The sequence below is a fragment of the Candidatus Neomarinimicrobiota bacterium genome, assembly GCA_041154365.1.
Lineage (GTDB): Bacteria > Fidelibacterota > Fidelibacteria > Fidelibacterales > Fidelibacteraceae > Fidelibacter > Fidelibacter multiformis.
Window position 1 is genome coordinate 1,203,898 of the sequence record AP035449.1, and the last position, 21,046, is coordinate 1,224,943.

20 protein-coding genes and 1 riboswitch are annotated in these 21,046 nt (G+C 45.0%); of the genes, 13 read left to right on the forward strand and 7 right to left on the reverse strand.

Annotation, left to right across the window (positions count from 1 at the left end; all coding sequences use genetic code 11):
• The first annotated feature begins 25 nt into the window (after nucleotides 1–25).
• From pheT to strainIA91_RS05285, 6 genes are read left to right on the forward strand one after another with little or no spacing between them, the layout of a single operon-like run.
• Nucleotides 26–2,422: a phenylalanine--tRNA ligase subunit beta gene (gene pheT / locus strainIA91_RS05260; protein WP_400168080.1), complete on the forward strand. Its 2,397-nt coding sequence runs from the start codon at nucleotides 26–28 to the stop codon at nucleotides 2,420–2,422.
• Entirely contained in the window at nucleotides 2,422–2,649 is a 228-nt protein-coding gene (locus tag strainIA91_RS05265; protein WP_400168081.1) for a hypothetical protein, read from the forward strand. Before pheT ends, strainIA91_RS05265 begins: the two co-directional genes overlap by 1 nt.
• The gene (locus strainIA91_RS05270) at nucleotides 2,633–2,938 is read left to right on the forward strand and encodes a cell division protein ZapA (RefSeq protein WP_400168082.1); all 306 of its coding nucleotides are present in this window, start codon (nucleotides 2,633–2,635) and stop codon (nucleotides 2,936–2,938) included. Before strainIA91_RS05265 ends, strainIA91_RS05270 begins: the two co-directional genes overlap by 17 nt.
• Before the next feature lie 50 nt (nucleotides 2,939–2,988).
• Nucleotides 2,989–4,533, forward strand: coding sequence for a ribonuclease Y (gene rny / locus strainIA91_RS05275; RefSeq protein WP_400168083.1), 1,545 nt, complete (start codon nucleotides 2,989–2,991; stop codon nucleotides 4,531–4,533).
• Nucleotides 4,534–4,549: 16 nt separating this feature from the next.
• Complete coding sequence (gene folD, locus strainIA91_RS05280; RefSeq protein WP_400168084.1) at nucleotides 4,550–5,431, forward strand: bifunctional methylenetetrahydrofolate dehydrogenase/methenyltetrahydrofolate cyclohydrolase FolD; 882 nt, start codon at nucleotides 4,550–4,552, stop codon at nucleotides 5,429–5,431.
• A 6-nt stretch (nucleotides 5,432–5,437) separates the two neighbouring features.
• Nucleotides 5,438–5,764, forward strand: coding sequence for a rhodanese-like domain-containing protein (locus strainIA91_RS05285; RefSeq protein ID WP_400168085.1), 327 nt, complete (start codon nucleotides 5,438–5,440; stop codon nucleotides 5,762–5,764).
• Here strainIA91_RS05285 and strainIA91_RS05290 read toward each other — a convergent pair.
• From strainIA91_RS05290 to strainIA91_RS05305, 4 genes are all read right to left on the reverse strand, one after another.
• The gene (locus tag strainIA91_RS05290) at nucleotides 5,759–8,224 is read right to left on the reverse strand and encodes a TonB-dependent receptor (protein WP_400168086.1); all 2,466 of its coding nucleotides are present in this window, start codon (nucleotides 8,222–8,224) and stop codon (nucleotides 5,759–5,761) included. The two genes, strainIA91_RS05285 and strainIA91_RS05290, sit on opposite strands and share 6 nt — an antisense overlap.
• A riboswitch (TPP riboswitch) is annotated at nucleotides 8,211–8,309 on the reverse strand. It overlaps the preceding gene by 14 nt.
• A gap of 65 nt (nucleotides 8,310–8,374) precedes the next feature.
• A complete protein-coding gene (locus strainIA91_RS05295; RefSeq protein WP_400168087.1) occupies nucleotides 8,375–8,953 on the reverse strand; it encodes an HD domain-containing protein in 579 nt (192 codons plus the stop codon).
• Nucleotides 8,950–9,267: a hypothetical protein gene (locus strainIA91_RS05300; RefSeq protein WP_400168088.1), complete on the reverse strand. Its 318-nt coding sequence runs from the start codon at nucleotides 9,265–9,267 to the stop codon at nucleotides 8,950–8,952. Before strainIA91_RS05300 ends, strainIA91_RS05295 begins: the two co-directional genes overlap by 4 nt.
• Nucleotides 9,264–10,118 carry a helix-turn-helix domain-containing protein gene (locus tag strainIA91_RS05305; RefSeq protein ID WP_400168089.1) on the reverse strand — a complete coding sequence of 285 codons (855 nt, stop codon included), beginning with the start codon at nucleotides 10,116–10,118 and terminating at the stop codon, nucleotides 9,264–9,266. The genes strainIA91_RS05300 and strainIA91_RS05305 overlap by 4 nt, the downstream gene beginning before the upstream one ends.
• A 119-nt stretch (nucleotides 10,119–10,237) precedes the next feature.
• On the opposite strand from strainIA91_RS05305, the gene cobO reads away from it, so the two are divergent.
• Nucleotides 10,238–10,774 (forward strand): cob(I)yrinic acid a,c-diamide adenosyltransferase, encoded by a 537-nt coding sequence (cobO, locus tag strainIA91_RS05310; RefSeq protein WP_400168090.1) that lies wholly within the window; start codon nucleotides 10,238–10,240, stop codon nucleotides 10,772–10,774.
• Between the two features lie 15 nt (nucleotides 10,775–10,789).
• Entirely contained in the window at nucleotides 10,790–11,881 is a 1,092-nt protein-coding gene (nadA, locus tag strainIA91_RS05315) for a quinolinate synthase NadA (protein WP_400168091.1), read from the forward strand.
• Between the two features lie 3 nt (nucleotides 11,882–11,884).
• Here nadA and strainIA91_RS05320 read toward each other — a convergent pair whose 3' ends face one another.
• On the reverse strand, nucleotides 11,885–13,294 hold the full coding sequence (locus strainIA91_RS05320) for a PAS domain S-box protein (protein WP_400168092.1): 1,410 nt from the start codon (nucleotides 13,292–13,294) through the stop codon (nucleotides 11,885–11,887).
• A gap of 79 nt (nucleotides 13,295–13,373) precedes the next feature.
• Between strainIA91_RS05320 and strainIA91_RS05325 the strand changes: the two genes are divergently transcribed.
• On the forward strand, nucleotides 13,374–14,768 hold the full coding sequence (locus strainIA91_RS05325) for an MBL fold metallo-hydrolase RNA specificity domain-containing protein (protein ID WP_400168093.1): 1,395 nt from the start codon (nucleotides 13,374–13,376) through the stop codon (nucleotides 14,766–14,768).
• Nucleotides 14,769–14,793: 25 nt separating this feature from the next.
• On the opposite strand, the gene strainIA91_RS05330 is transcribed toward strainIA91_RS05325, so the two are convergent.
• Entirely contained in the window at nucleotides 14,794–15,792 is a 999-nt protein-coding gene (locus tag strainIA91_RS05330) for a potassium channel family protein (protein ID WP_400168094.1), read from the reverse strand.
• 134 nt (nucleotides 15,793–15,926) lie between these two features.
• Here strainIA91_RS05330 and strainIA91_RS05335 point away from each other — a divergent pair, with 134 nt between their 5' ends.
• A complete protein-coding gene (locus strainIA91_RS05335; RefSeq protein ID WP_400168095.1) occupies nucleotides 15,927–16,583 on the forward strand; it encodes a redox-sensing transcriptional repressor Rex in 657 nt (218 codons plus the stop codon).
• A gap of 108 nt (nucleotides 16,584–16,691) precedes the next feature.
• On the forward strand, nucleotides 16,692–17,141 hold the full coding sequence (locus strainIA91_RS05340; RefSeq protein ID WP_400168096.1) for a hypothetical protein: 450 nt from the start codon (nucleotides 16,692–16,694) through the stop codon (nucleotides 17,139–17,141).
• 39 nt (nucleotides 17,142–17,180) lie between these two features.
• On the opposite strand, the gene strainIA91_RS05345 is transcribed toward strainIA91_RS05340, so the two are convergent.
• The gene (locus tag strainIA91_RS05345) at nucleotides 17,181–18,401 is read right to left on the reverse strand and encodes an aminotransferase class I/II-fold pyridoxal phosphate-dependent enzyme (RefSeq protein ID WP_400168097.1); all 1,221 of its coding nucleotides are present in this window, start codon (nucleotides 18,399–18,401) and stop codon (nucleotides 17,181–17,183) included.
• Between the two features lie 228 nt (nucleotides 18,402–18,629).
• Here strainIA91_RS05345 and strainIA91_RS05350 point away from each other — a divergent pair, with 228 nt between their 5' ends.
• Nucleotides 18,630–19,283 carry a PTS sugar transporter subunit IIA gene (locus strainIA91_RS05350; protein WP_400168098.1) on the forward strand — a complete coding sequence of 218 codons (654 nt, stop codon included), beginning with the start codon at nucleotides 18,630–18,632 and terminating at the stop codon, nucleotides 19,281–19,283.
• Complete coding sequence (locus strainIA91_RS05355; RefSeq protein WP_400168099.1) at nucleotides 19,280–20,941, forward strand: cation:proton antiporter; 1,662 nt, start codon at nucleotides 19,280–19,282, stop codon at nucleotides 20,939–20,941. The genes strainIA91_RS05350 and strainIA91_RS05355 overlap by 4 nt, the downstream gene beginning before the upstream one ends.
• Nucleotides 20,942–21,046 lie beyond the last annotated feature (105 nt).

Below are 21,046 nucleotides of genomic sequence, written 5' to 3' on the forward strand. Positions count from 1 at the left end.
GACATACCGATGATGGAGTTTCACTGTGAAAGTTGATCTGAACTGGCTTCAGGATTATGTAGATATAGATAGACCTCTTGAAGAAATCCGCGATCTGCTGACGGAGGCGGGACTCGAGTGCCAGATTGTTGAATCTGGTCCAAGGGTTCCAGAAGGCGTGATAGTGGGGGAAGTCGTCTCTGTAGAAAATCATCCCAATGCCGATAAATTGTCTGTTTGTTTTGTGAACACCGGTGAACCCGAACCGGCTCAGATTGTCTGTGGCGCCCCGAATGTGGCTGCCGGCCAGAAAGTCCCGGTGGCAACGGTAGGGACATCCCTGACACCTGAATTCACCTTGAAAAAAGCAAAACTGAGGGGGGTTACATCCAATGGTATGATTTGTGCCGAGGATGAACTGGGCCTTTCGGAAGATCATTCCGGAATTATGGTCCTGGATGAATCCTGTGAAATTGGTAAATCCCTGAACGATTACCTCCCTAAAACGGTGATTCTGGATATCGATTTAACGGCAAACCGCCCCGATTGTATGTCCCATATCGGGGTCGCCCGGGAAGTGGCGGCTCTTACCGGTAAACCCCTGAAAATTCCTGAAATCACACTTCAGGAAACAGGACCGGATGTCCATTCCCTGGCTCAGGTGGATGTCCCTGCCTCCGATGGGTGTCCACGATATACAGCCCGAGTCATCCGGAATGTGAGCATCAGTCCCAGTCCGGACTGGCTGAAAAAACGGATCGAAGCCATTGGCTTGCGACCGGTCAACAATGTGGTGGATGCATCCAACTATGTATTGCATGAAACCGGACATCCTCTCCATACCTTTGACTATGATAAATTAGCGGAACTCCGGATTGTGGTCCGGTATGCGGAAGAAGGGGAGACTTTTGAAACCCTGGATCATAAAGAACGGACTCTCTCCCGAAATGTCTTATTGATTTGTGACGGAAAAAAACCGGTCGCCATGGCGGGTGTAATGGGCGGACTCGATTCTGAAATTTCCGACGATACCGTCAATGTATTGATAGAAAGTGCTTATTTTGACCCACCGACCATCCGTAAAGGATCCAAGCAGCAGTTGCTCTCCACCGATTCCTCCAAGCGCTTTGAAAGGGGAACGGATCCCAATGCAAACTGTGTGTATGCCCAGGACCGGCTGGCATCCCTGATCCTTGAACTGGCAGGGGGAAGCTGTGCAAAAGGGATGATTGATGTCTACCCGGAAAAGATTGAATCCCTTCCCATCACCATGCGCTTTGACAGGTTGAAAAAAATTACATCCCTCGATATTCCCCCCGAAACCTGTCTCACAATTTTCGAATCTCTGGATATTTCCGTTCTGTCTATGGACGATCAAACGATTCACGTTCTTGCCCCCACCTTTCGTCCCGATCTGGAACGGGAAATTGATCTGATTGAGGAAATTATCCGTATTTACGGACTGAATAAAATCCAGGCAAATTCACGACTTCAGTTTTCCATGCCTGAAACGGTAGACCCGCTGAATCCCTTTTTTAACAGAATCCGTGAGATTTTTATGGGATTTGGTTTTCACGAAGCCATCAGCAATTCCCTTGTTTCACAGGATATGGCTAAAGCCGGAATTTGGGAGTATGAGCCTGTTCGTTTGATGAATCCTTTGTCAGTGGACATGAATTTTTTAAGAACTGACCTGATTCAGCCCTTGCTGCACAATTTAAAACTGAACGCTGCCCGAAAAAGGCAACATGTTCGCCTATTCGAAATCGGACGGGTAATGGAGAAAGATCCATCGTCGGAAACCACAGTCTGTGAACACCAGAATTTGGGAGTGATCATGTGCAGTGACATGTGGGATCTTCACTGGCTCGGAAGTCCTGCACCGGCTGATTTCTTTTATGGAAAAGGTATGCTGATACGTTTTCTGGAGAACCTGGGGATCACGGATATCTCTCTGAATAAGACAGATTTTAATCCGGACACATATCGCATTATCATGGACATCACTTCGGGGAAAACACAAATTGGAAAAATCGGTGAGTATTACCCCGAATTTCTGAATAAATATCAGCTGGAATATCCGGTGGTTGTTCTGGAACTGAAACTGGATGAAATTTTTAAACGTCGCAAAGAAGTTTTCAAATACAAACCGGTTTCACCCTATCCCTCAATGACCCGGGATATTTCCATTGTGGTAGATAAAAACATGGAATCTGAAACTCTGATGAAGGAAATTCATCAAAAAGGAAGTAAATTTCTGAAGGATGTGGTTGTCTATGATCAATTCATGGATGACCGGAAACTCACTCCCGGAAAAAAGGCTCTTTCTTACAGGCTTTGGTTCCAGAGTGATGACCGGACCCTTGAAGATCAGGATGTGGACCGCATCATGGAAAAGATATTTAACATACTGATCAGGAAATATGGAGCTCAACTCAGATAATGGACATCAGGGCTCTTGAAGAACTGGAAATCAAATTACATCTGCTGGTGGAACATCTGCAGTCTGTAAAAGAGGAGAATCAACGCCTTCGTCAGTCCCGGAGTCAACCCAACCCCGACATCCAGGAAGCTGTGAAGAAAATCCGGACAAGTCTCCGGAAAATATCGGGATGGATTGATGAGGAACTGAAGGCGCAGGCGGAATTAAACCATGAGCGTGGAGAATGAAGAAAAATCGGTTGTCCTGAAAATTTACGGCCAGGACTATCCGGTTCGGGGCAAAGTGGATGTGGAACAGTTGAAACGCATCGCCGCCCTGGTAAATGACAGAATGCATGAAGTCGGTGCCAATATGTCATCCTCTGCGGCTGTTCATAAAATAGCTGTTCTGGCGGCAATGAATATTGCCGGGGAATATCTGGAGTACCGGGATGAACACGAAAGTCTTTTGGACAGTGTAGAAGAAAAGTCCCGGGAATTGATTCTCACGATTGATCGTTCTTTAAGCGACACCTGATTTTATCTGCAGAGATCCGGTTTTCCTGGTTTTAACCAGGAGATGAACTGATGCTTAATATTATTATTTGTTCAACGGTATCCTTTTTAGTGGGCTTCCTGATTTACTGGCTTTATGTCCGCATTAAGCTGGGTGGATTGAAGAATCACATCCAGGATATGCTGGAAAATGCCCGTAAAGAAGGGGAAAGCATAAAAAAGGAGCGCATTCTTGAAGCGAAGGATGAAGCCCTTCGTATTAAACAGAATGCCGAGGAAGAGTACAAACAGAAACTCAAAGATGTTCGTGAAGCTGAAAAGGAGATCCTGAAAAAGGAGAGCAACCTGGAGCGTCGCAGCGATTTTCTTGATCAGCGGTACGACAATATCCAGAAGCAGGAAGATGAACTCCGGAAAAAGGATAAAAAGCTGGAGGAACGGGCTGAGGAAATCGAAAACCTGATTCGTCTGCAGCAAAAAAAGTTGGAGGAAATCGGCGGGTTGAGTGCTGACGAGGCCAAGGAAATCCTCATGAACAGCATGATTGAAAAAGCCCGGATGGATGCCCAGGTGAAGGTAAAGGAAATCCGTGAGCAGGCTCTGCTGAACGCCAATAAAGAAGCAAAGAAAATTATTATTGAAGCCATTCAGCGCTCCGCGGCTGATCATACGGCCGAAACGACGGTGACTGTTGTGAACCTGCCCAATGAACAGATGAAAGGACGGGTGATCGGACGTGAAGGACGGAATATCCGTCACTTTGAATCCCTTACCGGTGTAGAACTGATTGTGGATGATACACCTGAAGCAGTGGTTCTGAGCGGATTTGATCCCATTCGCCGGGAAACAGCCCGAATCGCCCTGGAAAAATTAATTCAGGATGGCCGGATTCATCCTGCACGGATTGAAGAAATGATCGAAAAAGCCACGAAAGAAATTGAGGAATCCATTATACAGGCAGCGCAGGATGCCCTGATGGAACTGGAACTCCCTCCCCTGAATCCTGAAATGATGCATTTTATCGGTCGCCTGAAATACCGGACCAGTTATGGACAAAATGTTTTGAAACACTCTATAGAAGTGGGCTGGCTTGCAGGTTTGATGGCTGTTGAACTGGGGTTTGACGGAACACTGGCCAAACGGGCGGGCTTTTTGCACGACCTGGGAAAAGCTTACGACCGGAATATTGAAGGGACTCATGCCCTGATTGGCGGTGAAATTGCCCGGCGGAACGGTGAAAACAAGATAGTCGTGAATGCCATTGAAAGCCACCACGATGAAGTAGAAATGATTCATCCCATTTCTGCCCTGGTCCAGGCTGCCGATGCCATCAGCGGTTCCCGAAGAGGTGCACGTGGACAAACCCTGGAAAGTTATATCCACCGGATGGAAAAGCTGGAAGAGATTTCAAACGGATTTTCCGGTGTAAGCAAAACATACGCCATTCAGGCCGGCCGGGAAGTCCGGGTAATGGTGGAACAGGACTCCGTTGACGATCGGGATGCAGATTTGCTGGCCGATGATATTGCCGGGAAAATTCAAAATGAAATGACCTACCCGGGACAGATTAAAGTGACGGTTATCCGGGAGCACCGGTCTGTCAGCTATGCGAAATAAAAAAAGAGGAGACACCATGAAAGCGATGCTTCTTAACGGGAAAGATGTAGCCAAATCCGTTAGAGAATCGGTAAAACATGAGGTGGAGGCCCTGAAGAAGGAGAATATCTATCCCGGTCTGGCTGTGGTTCTGGTAGGGGAAGATCCGGCATCAAAAGTTTATGTGAGAAATAAAGGCCGGACCTGTGAAAAACTGGGAATATTTTCCGAGACTATCACTCTGCCTAAAGATGTATCCCAAAAAGAATTGAATACCATCATTGATAAACTGAACCATGACCCAAAATTTCACGGTATTTTGGTCCAGATGCCGTTGCCCAGGCAACTGGATGCATCAGAAATCATACACCGGATCCGTCCGGAAAAGGATGTGGATGGTTTTCATCCGGAAAATGTGGGGCGGCTCATTTTGGATGAAGAGGGTTTTCAGCCCTGTACACCTGCCGGAATTATGGAAATACTTCGTTATTATAAGATATCGCTGGAAGGGAAACATGCTGTCGTGGTAGGCCGTAGCAATATTGTCGGTAAACCCATGCTGAATATGCTGTACCAGAAAAAGAAAGATGCCAATGCCACTGCAACTATTTGCCATACGCGAACCCAGGATATGGGTGCCATCACACGCACGGCGGATGTTCTCATCGTTGCTGCCGGTGTGCCGGAATTTGTGACCGGAGATATGATTAAACCCGGTGCGGTTGTCATCGATGTGGGTATGAACCGTGTGGATGATCCTTCAACTGATAAGGGGTATCGTCTGACCGGTGACGTGAAATTTGATGAAGCATCGGAGATCGCTTCGGCCATTACGCCTGTTCCCGGTGGTGTGGGACCCATGACCATTGCAATGCTTATGGTGAATACGGTTAAAGCTGCAAAATTTCAAAACAGGTAAATGATCATGCCTGAAAGAATCAAGACATTCCCTGTCATTCATGGACATAAGTTGCGTGAAATTTTTCAGGATACACCGGAAGATCTTTTTATATTGGATCTGAGATCTCCGGACCGGTATATTGAAGGACACATCCCCGGCGCCCATTCATTCCCTTTTTCTCAATTGGAGCAAAAGGTTCATTCAATCCCAAAGAATAAAATAGTTGTGGTGTATTGCCAGAACGGACTTAAATCATCCCTCGCCGTGGATCTTCTGAAAAAGAAGGGAATTCCCCACGTTTTTTCATTGGGAAGTCTGAAACACTGGGACTATGAATTAATCCCATCATAAACCGGTTTTAATGTGCCAGGTGGCTGTTAAAAAGAAATTCCTTGTGGCTGCAGGCCAGTAGACATCAATACGTGTGTCGGGATCCAGATAATAATTATATCCAAAGGTTTCATACAAGGTATCGAAAACATTGTAGATTTTTACATCCATCGTCAGATTTCCGGCACGGGATTGAATGAATGGCAGGTTTAAAGCCATATTTACGATGGTATGTGGCGATACGGCTGCATCTTTTGTGTTGGAAAAATCGATATATTGTTTACCGGTGTATTGTATATCCAGGTTTAGTGAATATCCTCCCAGACTGAAGGTTCCGCTTAGATTGGCCATGAGAGACGGATAACCGGGAATGGTTTTTCCTGAATAATCCGCGATAGACCCATATCCGCCCCAACCCAGGGCATCTCCGAAAAATTCAACAAATGAATTATTGGAATAGCTCACATTGGAACGGAGGGATACATGTCGGTTGAACCGGAACGCAATATCTGTTTCGATGCCCTGATGAATGGTTTTGGGTACATTCCCTTTAAGGATGTTATCGTCATCCCGGTACCGGTAATCCATGGGAATCAGCTCATTCCGGAAATCCATCCGGTACAGGTTCAAAGCCCCGGATAACCGGTCGGTGGAATAATCGATACCCAGTTCAGTATGTATCAGCCGTTCTTCTTTAACAAGCGGCTCAGCATACTTTGAGTCTGTCCACCGGATAGCCGGTTCAGCATCAGGATCAGACTGGTCATAAATATCCGAATCAGCCGGTTCACGGTGAGCAGTGGAGATATTGGCAAAGAGTGTCAATCCGTCGGCTGCTTCCCACATGATACCCAATCGCGGATCCAGGAACAGATATTTCAAAGTGTATTCATATCCTTTGAAAGCACCTGTCTGATCCTGTTCAAATGTGTAAAAATGAGAGAGGAATCGCACATCTGTAAGGAAACTCAGGTTTTCGCTGAGCTTATAAACGGTATGAAGATAGAAAGAAACTGAATTTTTATAACTGTCCGAATAATAGTATTTATGATCATCAGGTGGCGACAAGGGAACATTTTCCAGCGAGGTGACGGTTCCGAAATGGTCGGACTGGTAAAAACGGGCTTCCGTTCCCAGGGTCATGTCCATGTTGTTGATATGTTGCAAATTGTATTGAAGGAGGAGTCCCTGATAATCATTCTTTAACCATTTCTGTCGGATCAGGTCTACAGATGCTGTATCGGGAAGCAGGGATGTCAGATGATATTCTTTGACGGACTGAGTGCCTTTAAACTGTTCATAATATCCATCGCCTTTGACGGCATACAGTGTGAGGTTCAGCAGGGAGGAGGTAAATTTTCGGCTGTGTTGTAAAGAAACGATATGCTGTGTGAAAACATCTTTGTTTGCATCATCAAAACCGCCGTTATAGGCGGGATCGGCATAAAAATTATACCGGCGATCATCCCGGTTATTCAGATCATATCCATATTGAGGCGAAATACCATCCCAGGAAAAATGCGTGATTTCATCACCGAAAATCCACTCCACCCGGGTCATCCTGTCCGGACTCTGTTTTTGAAATCCGGTATGGAAGGATTTTTGTGTGGTTCCGCTTCCTACACGGTATCCGGGATTGTCCATGTAACTCCCCCGGGCATAAACGTAGAGAGGTTTATCGGCAAATGGCCTGCCATTGTACGTGGAGGATATCTTATAGCCGGGTAAATCGAGTCCTCCTGAACCCATATAATTTCCATAACCGGTGGAAATTTGAATTCCCCGGGGTAAATGGGCATAATTGGTTTCCATGTTCACCGTCCCCCCGAAAACCGTAGCTCCGTTGAGAAAATTTCCGGTACCTCTTTGTATTTGGATGTTGGATACCGAGGCGAGAATATCCCCATGATCCACCCAGTACACAGAATGGGATTCAGGATCATTCAAGGGAATGCCATTCAGCATGATGCCGATCCGGTCCTGGGAAAATCCACGGATTTTCAGATAGGAATATCCTGTTCCATTTCCTGCATCTGAGTAGACATAAACCCCCGGTGTTTTCTTCATCACCATAGGGACATCCTGATGTGAGTAGGCCGTTTGAATATCCTTCTGATCAATGGTGGAAAAGGCGACCGGTGTTTTACCCTTTACAGCCCGGCTTGCGATTACACGAATTTCTTCCGTTTGAAGGACATCCGGTTCCAGGATGATTTTTGTGTAAGGATCCTTCAATTTGAGAATCCTGTTTTTAAACTGGATATGACCGATTTTCACCTGTAAAGGCAATGTGTCGGTTTTTACCAAAAAATATCCGTCCGGATTACTGATGGTTCCCTGATCCGTCCCCGATATGGAGATATTCACATAAGGGACAGGCTCACCGGTTATCGAAGAGATAACGAGTCCCTCAAGTACATCGGCATGAATCCTGTTACTGATTAAAAGTGAGATGGCGATGATAAGATGAGATATTTTCATGTTTTCCTCCGCCGGTATTATCCGTTTCAGGTTCAAGGGTTTGCTCTCAGCCATCCTTTTTAGGATAGCACCCCTAACATTTCACTCTGAATATAAGGACTTTCTGACTTTAAAACAAAACCCGGCTGTTACAAGGAGGATGATATGGTGTTACATACCTGTTTCATCTGCTATTTCTGTCATGGCATCGATGGCAAGTTGAATAAATTCCGATTCTTCCATATTTGCATGCAGGTAGGTGTCGGTAATAAATTCCCGGTTTACAGAGGCGGCAAAGGATTTATCTTTCAATTTTTTTCGGATAGATTTGGGTTTTGTCCCTTCCAGTTTTCCGCCGGGTTTCAGCAATACATAAGCGGATATAATACCGGTAATATTCTCTGCTCCCGCCAGACAATAATCAAGAAGAGTTTCCCGTTTCGGACGGCTGGAATCCAGTCCTTCGGTATGGGACAGAATGGCCTGGAACATGGAAGGAATGTCATATCCTTCATCTTTCAGGATTTCCAGTGTCCTGAATCCGTGTCTGCTGTAATCACCCTCGCATGCATCCATATCCAGGTCGTGTAGCAGCCCTGTAATCCCCCAGAATTCTTCATCTTCATGTAATACCCGGGCTAAGTGGCGCATGATGACTTCCGTTTCCCGGGAATGTTTTCTCAGATAGTCTGTCTTCAGGTATGTATCAAATAGATTTTGAGCTTCCTCATAGGTGATGCTTTCTTTCATGGGGCAGACTCCTCTTCATTGGGGATGGATTTTTTGGATATCATGCGGGGATGATATCCATACTTGGCAATACATTGCAATATCACATCCGAATGGGTTTTATAGCGGTCATATTTCAGGGTAATGTGTGTAGTATCGGGACTCAGGGCTACATAGCTGATTCCCTGAAGCCCTGTTAAGGCATATTTTAATGAATCAACAGCTGCGGATTGTGTGTTTGATACAATCTCAACTTCAATTCGGTTGATATTGGATTGACAGGCAACAGTGCATAAAATTGGAATAAGAAGAAGAAAATATCGCTTGAATGTCATTGTGTTGATCCGAAAAGCGTCAATTTTCCTGATTCATTCACCTGGACAACGACAGGTTTGTTGGTTTCCACAGGGAGAATTTGCTTATTTATCATAATCCGACACTTATCAGGCTGGAAAATTTTCAGCTTGAAGGGGGAATTCAGTGTGATACTGTGGTTAATATTTTTCTGAATAAGATTCTCCCGGGAACGTTCGTTGTTTACCTGTAGCAAATAGATGAGATTCTCCTCAGGGAGTATCTCAATGGTATAAGGTTGTGTGAGAATCGTTTCATCATCCGGATCCAGATTTTCCATATCATTGGATACCTGGATCGCTTCGGCATCACTCCGGAGGGTGGTTTGTGCCAGTGTATCGGTTAAAGGGGTATTGGTGGGATCCTCAGACGTATTCTGATAGTATTCAAAGACAATCACAGCAGCAGCAATGATAATCACACCGGATAATAGCAACAGAGGATTGCGTTTTCGACGGCTCCTGATCCGGAGAGGTTTCGTGTTTTCATGTCCTTGTGTTGTGGCCACCGGGACTTTAGGTTTTTTTTGAATGGATTCCGGAGTGTGGGACAGAATTTCCTCAAAATCCAAATCTAATTCCTGTGCATAGGATTTTAAAAATAAACGGATGTATGTTTCAGGAAGCGCAGAAAAATCCCCCCGTTCAATGGCTTCAAAATAACGGACATTGATTTTTGTTTTCAGACTCAGATCTTCAAGAGTGATTTTTTTCTGGATTCGCTTTTTTTTCAACAATTCCCAATAGGTGTTTTCCGTTTCCCGGGATGTTGATTTTTGTGAATGTTGATCGTGATTTCCGCTGTTTTCTGTATGATCGGATGTATTTTTCATGATGGCTATCCTGTTTTTGGAAATATAATAAAAAAGCAGGAGCTTTTAAATCATCCATTTTCAAATCCCGGGCCATTTTTGGGAATCTTCTGTATATTAGGGCAAAAATCGGAGTGACTATGAAAGATTCAAAAGGATTAATCCTGGTCTATACCGGAAACGGGAAGGGAAAAACCACGGCTGCCCTGGGTACGGCGCTCCGATGCCTGGGATATGGTTGCAAGGTCTGCATGATCCAGTTTATCAAGGGTGATTGGCACTATGGAGAACTGGATGCCGTCAAACGACTGGCTCCTGATTTTGAAATTCACCGGATGGGTAAAGGTTTTTACCACATCATGGGAGATAAAGTACCGGAGAAGGAACACCGGGAAGCGGCTGAACGTGCCCTGGCTTTTGCCCGCGAAAAAATGCTTTCAGGGGCATATCGCCTGATCATACTGGATGAAATATTGGTTTCGGTCCAGGTGAACCTGATTCCGGAAAAACAACTTCTGGATTTCATTCAGGATAAGCCGGATACGATTGATCTGATTCTTACAGGCCGTGGAGCGGGAGATGCTGTGATTCAGATTGCGGATCTGGTGACGGAAATGAAAGAGATTAAGCACCCATTTCAAAAGGGGATTCCCGGAAAAAAGGGGATAGACTTTTAAAGCGAAAGGATATGTATGGAAGCCTTTGAAAAAGGAGTAGAATATTTTAAATCCCGCCGGACTCAGGATCAGATCCTCACAGATATCCGGACCCTGAAACATGAACTGAGCCACGAGATAATACTTCTGGCCCATCACTATCAGCAGGACGAGATTGTCGCCATAGCGGATATTGTAGGAGATTCATTAAAACTGGCGCAAGAAGCGGCTAAAATCCGGAATAAAAAATATATTGTTTTTGCCGGTGTCCATTTCATGGCAGAAAGTGCCGATATTTTAACCCCTCCGGACCGGGTGGTTCTCTTACCGGAGCCCAAAGCCGGGTGTCCCCTGGCTGAAATGGCAGATATTACAGAAGTGGAAAGTGTATGGCGTACCCTGAAAGATCAGGTAGATGGGAAGATTATCCCCGTGACATATATCAATTCTACAGCCGTGATTAAAGCCTTTGTAGGCCGAAACGGGGGGACGGTCTGTACCAGCGGAAATGCAGGGAAAATATTTGACTGGGCATTGAAACAGGGCGATAAAATCCTTTTTCTTCCGGATCGCTACCTGGGTGAAAATACGGCATTGGCTAAGGGAATCCCTCCGGAATTGATCTATCATCTCAAAGGGGATATGCTCAATCCGGTATTCCAGGAGGATATTCACACGGCAAAAGTTCTCCTTTGGGATGGCTATTGCAGTGTCCATCGCCGCTTTAAGACGGAAGATGTGGCGCATATCCGAAAAAAATACCCCGGTGTGCGGGTCATTGTTCACCCGGAGTGCAGCCATGATGTCGTGGCTCAAGCCGACGATTCCGGAAGTACGGAGAAAATACTCCGTCAGGTGGAACAGAGTAAAAGCGGTAGTGTATGGGCGGTTGGGACTGAGGCACACATGGTGAACCGGCTTCAGGACATGTTTCCTGATAAAACAATTTTACAATTAAGTAATCCCGGATATCAATGTGTCACCATGTCCATGACCACTCCTGAAAAATTACATCACCTGTTGTCAGAATTATCCAAAGGACACGTCATACATCAGGTCAGGGTAAAACCGGATATCGCGCGGGATGCCTACACGGCCTTGAATAAAATGCTTGATATAACCGGCTGATCCTTACCAGTGGATGGTATATGCCAATCCCTGATCCGATTCCATGTCCAGGGTCCCGTGTAACTGGGCGGTCAGGGTTTTGATAAGATGAATCCCCATGGTTTTTGACTCTTCCGGTTTTTTTGACAAATCCAAACCGCATCCATTATCCTGAATGATCATCTCAAACCTTGAATCAATTTTATGTAATGAAATATGAATAACGGGTTTAGGTGTATCCTTAAAGGCATATTTGAGGCTGTTTGATATGATTTCATTCACAATCAGTCCTAAGGGAATTGCCTGGTTGATGGGAATCGCCAAATCCTCAATATCGAAGATAAAATCAATATTTTTGGGTCCAGATTCGTAGGAAGCAAGAAGATAACTGACAACTTTTCGGGTATATTCCTCAAAACTGATATGGGTCAGATCATCTGATTTGTATAGGCGTTCGTGTATCAATGCCATGGATTTAATCCGGTTCTGACTCTCCCTGAAAATTTCCTTATCAGCTTCATCTTTTACATAACGAATCTGCATGTTTAACAGGGACGAGATAATCTGCATATTATTTTTCACCCGATGATGAATCTCTTTCAACAAAACCTCTTTTTCCTTTAAATCCCGGGCTATCTTTTCCTCTGTTTTTTTCCGCCGGGTAATATCCCGGTAGATGCCGTAAACAGCCAGTTGATTGTTTTCCATCAGAATCGGTTTGCCAATAATGGAGACATGGATCAGTTTGCCTGATTTTGTTTTACGGACGGTTTCCAGACTGATATTTTGCCCACTGGCAACACTCATGGTGGCCTCCAGTCCCTCTTTCTTCAGATCATCAGGGACAACCAGGCTGTTAATAGGTTTTCCAAGTGACTCCCGGAGAGTATAGCCGAAGAGTTCGGTAAAGGCATCATTGACATTAACCACCCTGTCGTTATTGTCTAGAATAGCAATGGCATCCGGGGATTGCTGGAAAAGGTTTTCAAAATATGCTTTTTGAATTTTGTGTTTGTCTGATATATTTTTCAGCTCTGTTGTATCCCGTCCGTTGATGATAATTCCCATGATTGCGTCACCAAATGGACGGTAGGGAAGACATGTTACACTGATATATCTTTGAATTTTATTGTGTTTATACCAGGCTGAATAGTGGACGGATTCACCTTGCAGACACTTTTCCAGATTGGGTCGTATGGTCTTTTTATAAAATTCCGCGCCAAACAGTTCCTTGTGTGTTTTGCCCAGTATATCCGCTTCATCCAGATTGAAATATTTTTTATAGGCTAGATTGACATACCGGTATGTACAATCTCTGTCCAAAACAGAAATGTAATCATTCACATTGAGAGTAGATTGCAGCGTTTTTAGAATGATATCATGATGAAAAGGATCTTTCGAAAAAGCGTGTTGAGTATCCATATCTTCTTTCATTCCTTAGTTTATTGAAACATTAAGATGTAAATTATGATGATGACTAAAGAATAACAATACTATAAGTGAAGGAGTTCTCATGAGTTCTGTACGATTCCTGGGAGCGACAGGTACGGTAACCGGATCAAAATATGTTTTTGAGAGCCGGGGAAAGCGGATCATGATTGATTGCGGCTTGTTTCAGGGTCTTAAGGAACTGCGGCAGCGGAACTGGGCGCCCTTGCCTTTGGATATTCACTCACTTGATGCCATAATCCTTACCCATGCCCATATCGATCATACAGGATATTTACCCCGTCTGGTGAAACAGGGGTATTCTGGTCCGGTTTATGCAAATACTGCCACAGTAGACCTGTTAAAGATCATGCTTATGGATTCGGCTCACCTGCAGGAAGAAGATGCCCGATTCCTGAATAAAATCGGTGCAACCAAACACAGACCGGCCCTCCCCCTTTATAACAAGGAAGATGCTGAAAAGGCGATTGCTTTGTTGGAACCGGTGTCCTACGGTTTTGAATTTGAGGTGATACCCGGAGTAAAGGCAAAGTTGAAGGATGCAGGACACATTCTGGGCTCCTCTTTTGTAAATCTTTATTGGCAAACGGATGAAGGTGACAAACGGAAAATTGTTTTCAGTGGAGACCTGGGTCGGGCCAACAGACCCATCCTGAAAGATCCTGCTACAATTTACAATACTGATTATCTTTTGGTGGAATCTACCTATGGAAACCGTCTTCATGAGGAAAATCATCCGGAAAGAAAACTGGAGGAGATCATTGGAGAAACAATCCGGAAAAAGGGAAGCGTGATCATACCTTCCTTTGCTGTGGGACGGACTCAGGAGCTCTTGTATATCCTGAGGGATCTTGAAGAACAGAAACGGATTCCACAAGTCCCCGTTTTTGTCGATAGTCCCATGGCCATCAATGCCACAGAAATTACATCCAGGCACATCGAGAATCAGGATTTGGATGCCCGTTTGCTCCATATTAAGGGGATAGATGCTTTCAAAACCCAAAATACCCGATTCACCCAGACCCGGGAAGAATCCCAGAAAATCAACGATTTCAGGGAACCGTGTATCATCATCAGTGCCAGTGGTATGTTGACAGGTGGCCGAATCCTGCATCATCTAAAGTACCGCCTCCCTGATCCGAAACATACTGTCTTGTTTATTGGGTATCAGGCAGAGGGGACCCGTGGACGGGCGATGCTGGAAGGAAAAAAGAAAATCAAAATCCATGGTGAACACATTCCCGTGAAGGCCAGGGTAGAACAAATCAGTGGTTTTTCAGCCCATGCCGACTATGAAGAAATTCTGGCCTGGCTGGCAGGACTCACACATCCGCCCAAATCTGTTTTTATTGTTCATGGCGAACCGGAAGCATCCAGGAGTCTGGCAGAGAAAATTAATGAGACTTTCCATTGGACAGTCCATATCCCCCAATACGATGAAACATATAAACTACCATAAACCATGCCTCTAAAGAAATAGTCTGTCAGGATGAGATCCCCAAATCCTTCTTCAGATGATTCAAATCATCGGTCTTACCCATGATCAGCACATGATCACCGGATTTCAAAACGTGATCCGATGAAGGGTTAAAATAAGGATCGTGGTTTTTATCAAAAATCACAGTAATCATCAGGTTGTATTTAGACCGAAGGGGTGCATCGATCAGGCGTTTGTCAGATAAAAAACTATCGTTGGGGATTTCAATTTCTTCCATTGCCAGATCAATATCCCTGCTGCGGAAAATTTCAATAAAGTTATGAATGGCCGGCTGCAGAAGGATTTGGGCAATGGTTTTTCCACTCACTTCATAAGGATTGATGACGCGGTTTGCCCCCGCTTTCTGGAGTTTGATCGTGTTGGCCGATTCTTTGCACCGGGCAATAATCAGTGCCTTCTTGTTTTTCTCACGAACAGAAAAAGTGACGAAGAGATTGTCTGCATCCGTTTCCAGGGTACAGACGCAGGCCCGGGCATCCTTGACATTCGCCTTTTCCAAAAATTCATCCAGTGTTGCATCTCCCTGGATTGCCGGGATCTGATCATGCATCAGCTCTTCAATGACCTTTTCGTCCCGGTCAATAACTACAAAAGGCTGACCGGAATGGATCAGCGATTCGCAGACAATATGTCCCATTCTTCCATAGCCGCAAACAATAATATGGTTTTTCATCTCTTTAATATTTTTAAGCATTTTATGTCTCCTGAAAACCCGTATATCTGTTAATACTTCGGCAAACTTCCCCGCGATAACACCCAGGATGGTCACTCCGAATAAAATCAGAATCAGCGACCATACACGGCCAGCGGTGGACAGGGGAAAAACTTCGCCGTAACCCACAGTGCTGATGGTAATCACCGTCATGTACAAAGAATCGAACCAGGATAACTCCTCAATATAGTGGTATCCCAGCGCCCCAAAAAAGATGAGTCCGAATACAAGCAATACAATTTGTATCAGTAATGTACGCTGTGAAGCAATCATACATGAAATTATTCAATTTCAAGGAAAAAAAAAGCTTAAACTATGCTTAGAGTTTTATAATTGAGGATGAATTCTTGACTTAACCTGTAAAAAAAGCTATTATTCGTGAAATAATTCTCTATTGGAGATGTATTATGCGAAAAATCAGGAAATTCTCTGCTCCGGAACCGTCAATGCGGCGACTGCCCGCTTATTTACATGTCCTCACTCGTTTACTTCGTGAAAACCGGCTTTATGTCTCCTGTACCTTTATTTCCAACGAATTGTATCTGGATCCGACTCAGGTACGGAAAGATCTGGCTTTAACAGGGATTGTAGGCAAACCGCGTGTAGGATATTCTGTTCAGGAATTGATTGATAAGATCAAAGCTTTTCTCGGGTGGGATGTCCAAAGGGATGCGATTCTTGTCGGAGTCGGAAATCTGGGGACGGCATTGTTGGGATATCAGCGCTTTCGTCTGTATGGTTTGAATATTGTGGCGGCATTTGACAAGGATCCCCGGCGAATCGGTAAAACAATCTTTGGTGTGGATGTCCTCCCCGTGGAAAAAATGCCGAACCTGGCATTGAGGAAAAAAATTGATATAGGGATTATTACGGTGGGTGAAGATGCTGCCCAGGAAGTGGCCGATTTGATGGTGCAGGGCTTTATCAAGGGTATCTGGAATTTTGCTCCGAAAGCCCTCATCGTTCCTGACAATGTGATTGTGGAAAATGCCCAACTTTCGGTAAGCCTGGGGGTCCTGACCAGCAAAATGAAGCTGTCCGAAACAGAGAAGGATACGGTGTAAAAGCATTTGCGTATTTATGATTCCTGATTTCCTAAAGACTAAAACTTATATAAAAAGTGGTTTCCAGGCATGATCAGACCTCTTCAGATAATGATAACACTCGCTCTTATGGTGACAAGCATTGCGCTTATTTCAGGATGTGAAGGGGATGGTGATGCCCAGTCTGAAAATCTTACCGGAGTCTGGATCAGTGAAGGAGATCATCTTTCTGCTTTGCAACCATCCGTGATTGACAGCATGAAACTTGTGTTTTATCAGACCGGTGAATTTAAGATGTATACCTATATGAAAAATGTGTCACCAGTTATTCATGAAGGAATCTATGTGGTCACCCAACCGCCCGGTGGATTGTACGAATGGCTTGAAATGGCCTATCATGACGGCAGGGTAGAGGAAGGTCTTTTTCAATATTTGCCCGGTGAAGACGTGAGCATGGAAACTGACCTGGTCCAGACAGTGCCTGATTTAGGCCATATACCACCTGATCCGGAACGTGGCACTGGTTCATCCAGTCTTGGACCTGCCAATATCCAGGTTTATGTAAAGATAGAAGAATAAAAAAAGGTCCGTGACGGACCTTTTTGATCATGATATGATTTATGATGAATGGTACCGCTTCCGGGTGAAATCCCGGATTTTATCGTAAGCTTTGATAAGCCTGTCTTCTTCCGGCAGAAAAACCACCCGCATATGCTGTGTCCCCTCTTTTTGTCCGAAACCGCTGCCGTGAACCGTGACAACTCCGGTTTCACGGATGAGATCTGATACATAATCCAGGTCACGATCCGGGATGTTCAGGGTTGGAAAGGCATAAAAGGCTGCTTTCGCCGGGACACAGCTGATTTCAGGAATATCATTCAGCATTTCGTCCGTAATCCGGTTGCGTTTTTCCAGTTCGCCAAGGACATATTGAATGTGAGATTGATCCATTTCCAACGCCGGTTTGATGGCATATTGCATGGGATGGTTGGCACAGAGTCTTGCACGGACCATCTTATTGACACCTTCAATGTAATCATGCATCAGTTCTTCGGGTCCACTGAAAATAGCCCAGCCGATTCGGAATCCCGGCACCAGATAGGATTTAGAGAGTCCGTTAAACGTGACAACCGGTGTATCCTGAGTCAGGGAAGCCAGGGATGTGTAGGATTGTCCGTGAAAACAGAGTTTATCATATATTTCATCGCTGAAAATCACCAGATTATACTTTTGGGCCAGTTCAATGAGTTGTTTCAATGTCTCCGGCGGATAAATGGCACCTGTGGGATTGTTTGGATTGATGATCACAATACCTTTGGTCCGCTCGTTGATGCGGCTCTCAATATCTGCCACATCTAGATTCCAGTCGTTCTCTTCATTTAGATAATAAGGATTGATTTCGGCGGAAAGTTTCCCCACAACTGATGTATAGAGAGGATATCCGGGGTATGGCAGCAATACATTATCCCCGGGGTTAAGCAAGGCTGTAAGACACAGTTCAATCGCTTCACTGGCACCGGTTGAAACAAAAATATCCCGGATGTTCTGAATTCCTGAACGAGCAGCCTGTTTCCGGATTGCTTCCACCGCTTCTTCTATGCCGGAAGAAGGGGAGTATCCGTTCATGTTGCGGTTCATGGCATCAGTTACAGCATCCAGCATATGCTGAGGTGTCCGAAACCCAAAAATATTCGGATCCCCGATATTCAGATAAATCATCTCTTTTCCGGATGCTTTCGCTTTGTTTGCGATGGCAACAATGTCCCGTATGGCGTATTTAACGTTTTCAACCCGTTTTGCCGGTGTAATCGGTTTCATCACTTCCTCTGTTTTTTTCATCTATACCAATAAACTCAAGATATAAACTTATGTAAAAGAATGGATTTTAAAAACAACTTTTCCATGAAATTTTCCAGGATTTGCTCCCTCCATGATTCCATGCCTGCAAACAGGTCATTAATATGGATTCTATATGAATTTTATGGAAATATATAAACTGTGAAGTAATTAATTGAAAATAATTGAAAATACACGAAAATTGTACTAATTTAAGACAGGAGGACGAAGATGAACGAAATTATGACTCTTGAAGAAGTGGCTGATTATTTACGGGTATCCGAACGGACGGTATATGAGTGGGTCCAGAAAGGGGATATTCCCGGTGGTAAGATCGGCACATCCTGGCGTTTCAAACGGTCTGATATTGAAAACTGGGTTAACCGACGGCTCACGCCCCGGATTCCCTCTGAATCCAAAGAATTCAGTCTGACGGTTCCTGCCGTCCTGAAACCGGAATCAGTAAAATTACTCCAATCAGAGCATAAGTGGGGGGCATTGGAGGAACTGGCAGATTTGATTATTCAGACGGGTAGGATGAAATCAAAGGAAGAGCTGATGCATGCTCTTCACCAGCGGGAGGATTTGATGAGTACCGGCATCGGCTGGGGGATTGCCGTTCCCCATGTCCGCCTGACATCGGTCAAATCTCCGGTGATGGCTTTGGGTGTCTCCCGGAAAGGGATTATAGACTACGATTCTCTGGATGGTCTGCCGGTCCATTATATTATTATGATAGCAGCAGGACGCGATCAGCATGCTGAATATATCCGGCTTCTATCTCTGGTCAGCGCCCGTATGAAAGATGAATCGGTGGTCAAAGCCTTGTTGACAGCGGAAGAACATGAAATTTGGTCTGTCTTTACAGGGAAGGATTTGTCATGACGGGACTCAATCCGGGCATTCTGATTATTTTTGGAATTGGTGTGTTTGGGGGGATTCTCAGTGCCTTGATGGCCAGGCGATTGAGTATTCCTCAGGTTTTGGGATATATCCTCTTGGGTGTACTCCTGGGGGAAGGGGGGATCCGCCTGGTGACTCAGGAAGATATCCAGGCTCTCAGTTCCTTTAACTACTTTGCCCTGGGGATTATCGGGTTTCTTGTCGGTGCGGAAATCCGTTTTTCCACACTTCAAAAATATGGGAAACAATTTGCTGCTATCCTGATTTCTGAAGGTTTACTGACATTTTTCCTGGTTGGATTGCCTATTACTGTGATTCTTTACACGGTGATGGGAAGCTGGTCCGGTGCCATCGCTGCCGGGATTATTTTTGGTGCCATTGCCAGTGCCACGGATCCGGCATCCACCATCAATGTCATTTGGGAATACCGGTCTGCCGGGATTTTAACAACCACTCTCATTGCTATTGTGGCCCTGGATGATGCCCTGGCAATGACATTGTACGGTGTGGGGACCGGTATCGCCGGCATCTTAGCAGGGGAAGGTGTCAACTGGCTGGAACAAATACTCCGCATCAGTGTGGAATTAGGCGGTGCTATTCTGACTGGCTTTATTGCTGCCTTCATTCTCAAATGGATTCTTCGCTATACTGACAAACTGGAAGTGATTTTACCCTCTGCAATTGGTCTGTTACTATTAACCATTGGGACGGCTGTATTTTTTAAAATGGATGTGATTATGGCATCCATGACCATGGGGATTGTCGTGGTGAATCTGGATTATGAACGGAGTAAAAAAGTCATTCAGCAACTGAAGAACTTTTCCGATCCCATTTATATCCTCTTTTTCGTCCTGGTCGGTGCCCGGTTGACCTTATATGCCATGCCGGGATGGCTCTGGCTGATGATCGGAGTCTATGTGGTCGCACGTACTTTGGGAAAAATTGCAGGTGCCTGGTTTGGCGCGGTGTTGTCCAAAACCGCCCCGGTTGTTAAAAAATACGCAGGTCTGGGGCTCTTCGCCCAGGGTGGTGTAGCTATCGGTCTGTCCATCATGGCCAGCCATCACCTGCAGCATATTCCGGTCTCTTCTTCCATGTCTCTTGGGGATGTGGTGATTTTCGGCGTGACGACCACAACGTTTATTGTCCAGCTTATCGGCCCTCCCATGGTCAAATGGATTGTGAAAAAATCCGGCGAAGCAGGAAAAAATGTGACCATTGAAGATGTCCTGGCAGAAATGAAAACATCTGAAGTTTTAAATCCTAAACCTGTAATATTCTACGAAGACCTGCCCCTGGAAAAAGCCGTGGATATGATGGCCCAGGCGGACCAGTCAATATTTCCGGTTGTCAAGCGGTCGGGTGAGTGGATCGGCCTGCTGAGTGTCAGCGGTATCCGCCAGGTTTTACCGGATCCCTCCCTCTGGCAATGGATGGTAAGTTCTGATGTGATGACCGATCCTCCCAAAGATATGATATATCCCCATACGCCCCTGGATAAAGCCCTTGCCCTTATGAATCAAAAGGGATATGGTGAATATATTGTAACGGATGAGACTCATCAAAAAATCATTGGCCTCATCAGCCGGCACCACATTATGAGAGAAGTGGAACACCGGGTGCTGGCGGAGACATTTTAGCTCCGGCTCATCAATGTGAGAGCCGTCATATCCTTTGGAATATTTGTTCAGTTGCCTTGCATGGTATGATATTTAAAAGTATAATGTAACATGAACAGGAATTTT

Bases quoted from the DNA above. Each gene is read 5' to 3' on its own strand.
- strainIA91_RS05345 (WP_400168097.1), bottom strand. From the start codon at position 18,401: ATGAAAAAAACAGAGGAAGTGATGAAACCGATTACACCGGCAAAACGG.
- strainIA91_RS05295 (WP_400168087.1), bottom strand. From the start codon at position 8,953: ATGAAAGAAAGCATCACCTATGAGGAAGCTCAAAATCTATTTGATACA.
- strainIA91_RS05340 (WP_400168096.1), top strand. From the start codon at position 16,692: ATGGTGACAAGCATTGCGCTTATTTCAGGATGTGAAGGGGATGGTGAT.
- cobO (WP_400168090.1), top strand. From the start codon at position 10,238: ATGAAAGATTCAAAAGGATTAATCCTGGTCTATACCGGAAACGGGAAG.
- strainIA91_RS05355 (WP_400168099.1), top strand. From the start codon at position 19,280: ATGACGGGACTCAATCCGGGCATTCTGATTATTTTTGGAATTGGTGTG.
- strainIA91_RS05300 (WP_400168088.1), bottom strand. From the start codon at position 9,267: ATGACATTCAAGCGATATTTTCTTCTTCTTATTCCAATTTTATGCACT.
- strainIA91_RS05265 (WP_400168081.1), top strand. From the start codon at position 2,422: ATGGACATCAGGGCTCTTGAAGAACTGGAAATCAAATTACATCTGCTG.
- strainIA91_RS05285 (WP_400168085.1), top strand. From the start codon at position 5,438: ATGCCTGAAAGAATCAAGACATTCCCTGTCATTCATGGACATAAGTTG.
- strainIA91_RS05335 (WP_400168095.1), top strand. From the start codon at position 15,927: ATGCGAAAAATCAGGAAATTCTCTGCTCCGGAACCGTCAATGCGGCGA.
- rny (WP_400168083.1), top strand. From the start codon at position 2,989: ATGCTTAATATTATTATTTGTTCAACGGTATCCTTTTTAGTGGGCTTC.
- nadA (WP_400168091.1), top strand. From the start codon at position 10,790: ATGGAAGCCTTTGAAAAAGGAGTAGAATATTTTAAATCCCGCCGGACT.
- strainIA91_RS05330 (WP_400168094.1), bottom strand. From the start codon at position 15,792: ATGATTGCTTCACAGCGTACATTACTGATACAAATTGTATTGCTTGTA.
- strainIA91_RS05325 (WP_400168093.1), top strand. From the start codon at position 13,374: ATGAGTTCTGTACGATTCCTGGGAGCGACAGGTACGGTAACCGGATCA.
- strainIA91_RS05290 (WP_400168086.1), bottom strand. From the start codon at position 8,224: ATGAAAATATCTCATCTTATCATCGCCATCTCACTTTTAATCAGTAAC.
- strainIA91_RS05305 (WP_400168089.1), bottom strand. From the start codon at position 10,118: ATGAAAAATACATCCGATCATACAGAAAACAGCGGAAATCACGATCAA.
- strainIA91_RS05270 (WP_400168082.1), top strand. From the start codon at position 2,633: ATGAGCGTGGAGAATGAAGAAAAATCGGTTGTCCTGAAAATTTACGGC.
- folD (WP_400168084.1), top strand. From the start codon at position 4,550: ATGAAAGCGATGCTTCTTAACGGGAAAGATGTAGCCAAATCCGTTAGA.
- strainIA91_RS05320 (WP_400168092.1), bottom strand. From the start codon at position 13,294: ATGAAAGAAGATATGGATACTCAACACGCTTTTTCGAAAGATCCTTTT.
- strainIA91_RS05350 (WP_400168098.1), top strand. From the start codon at position 18,630: ATGAACGAAATTATGACTCTTGAAGAAGTGGCTGATTATTTACGGGTA.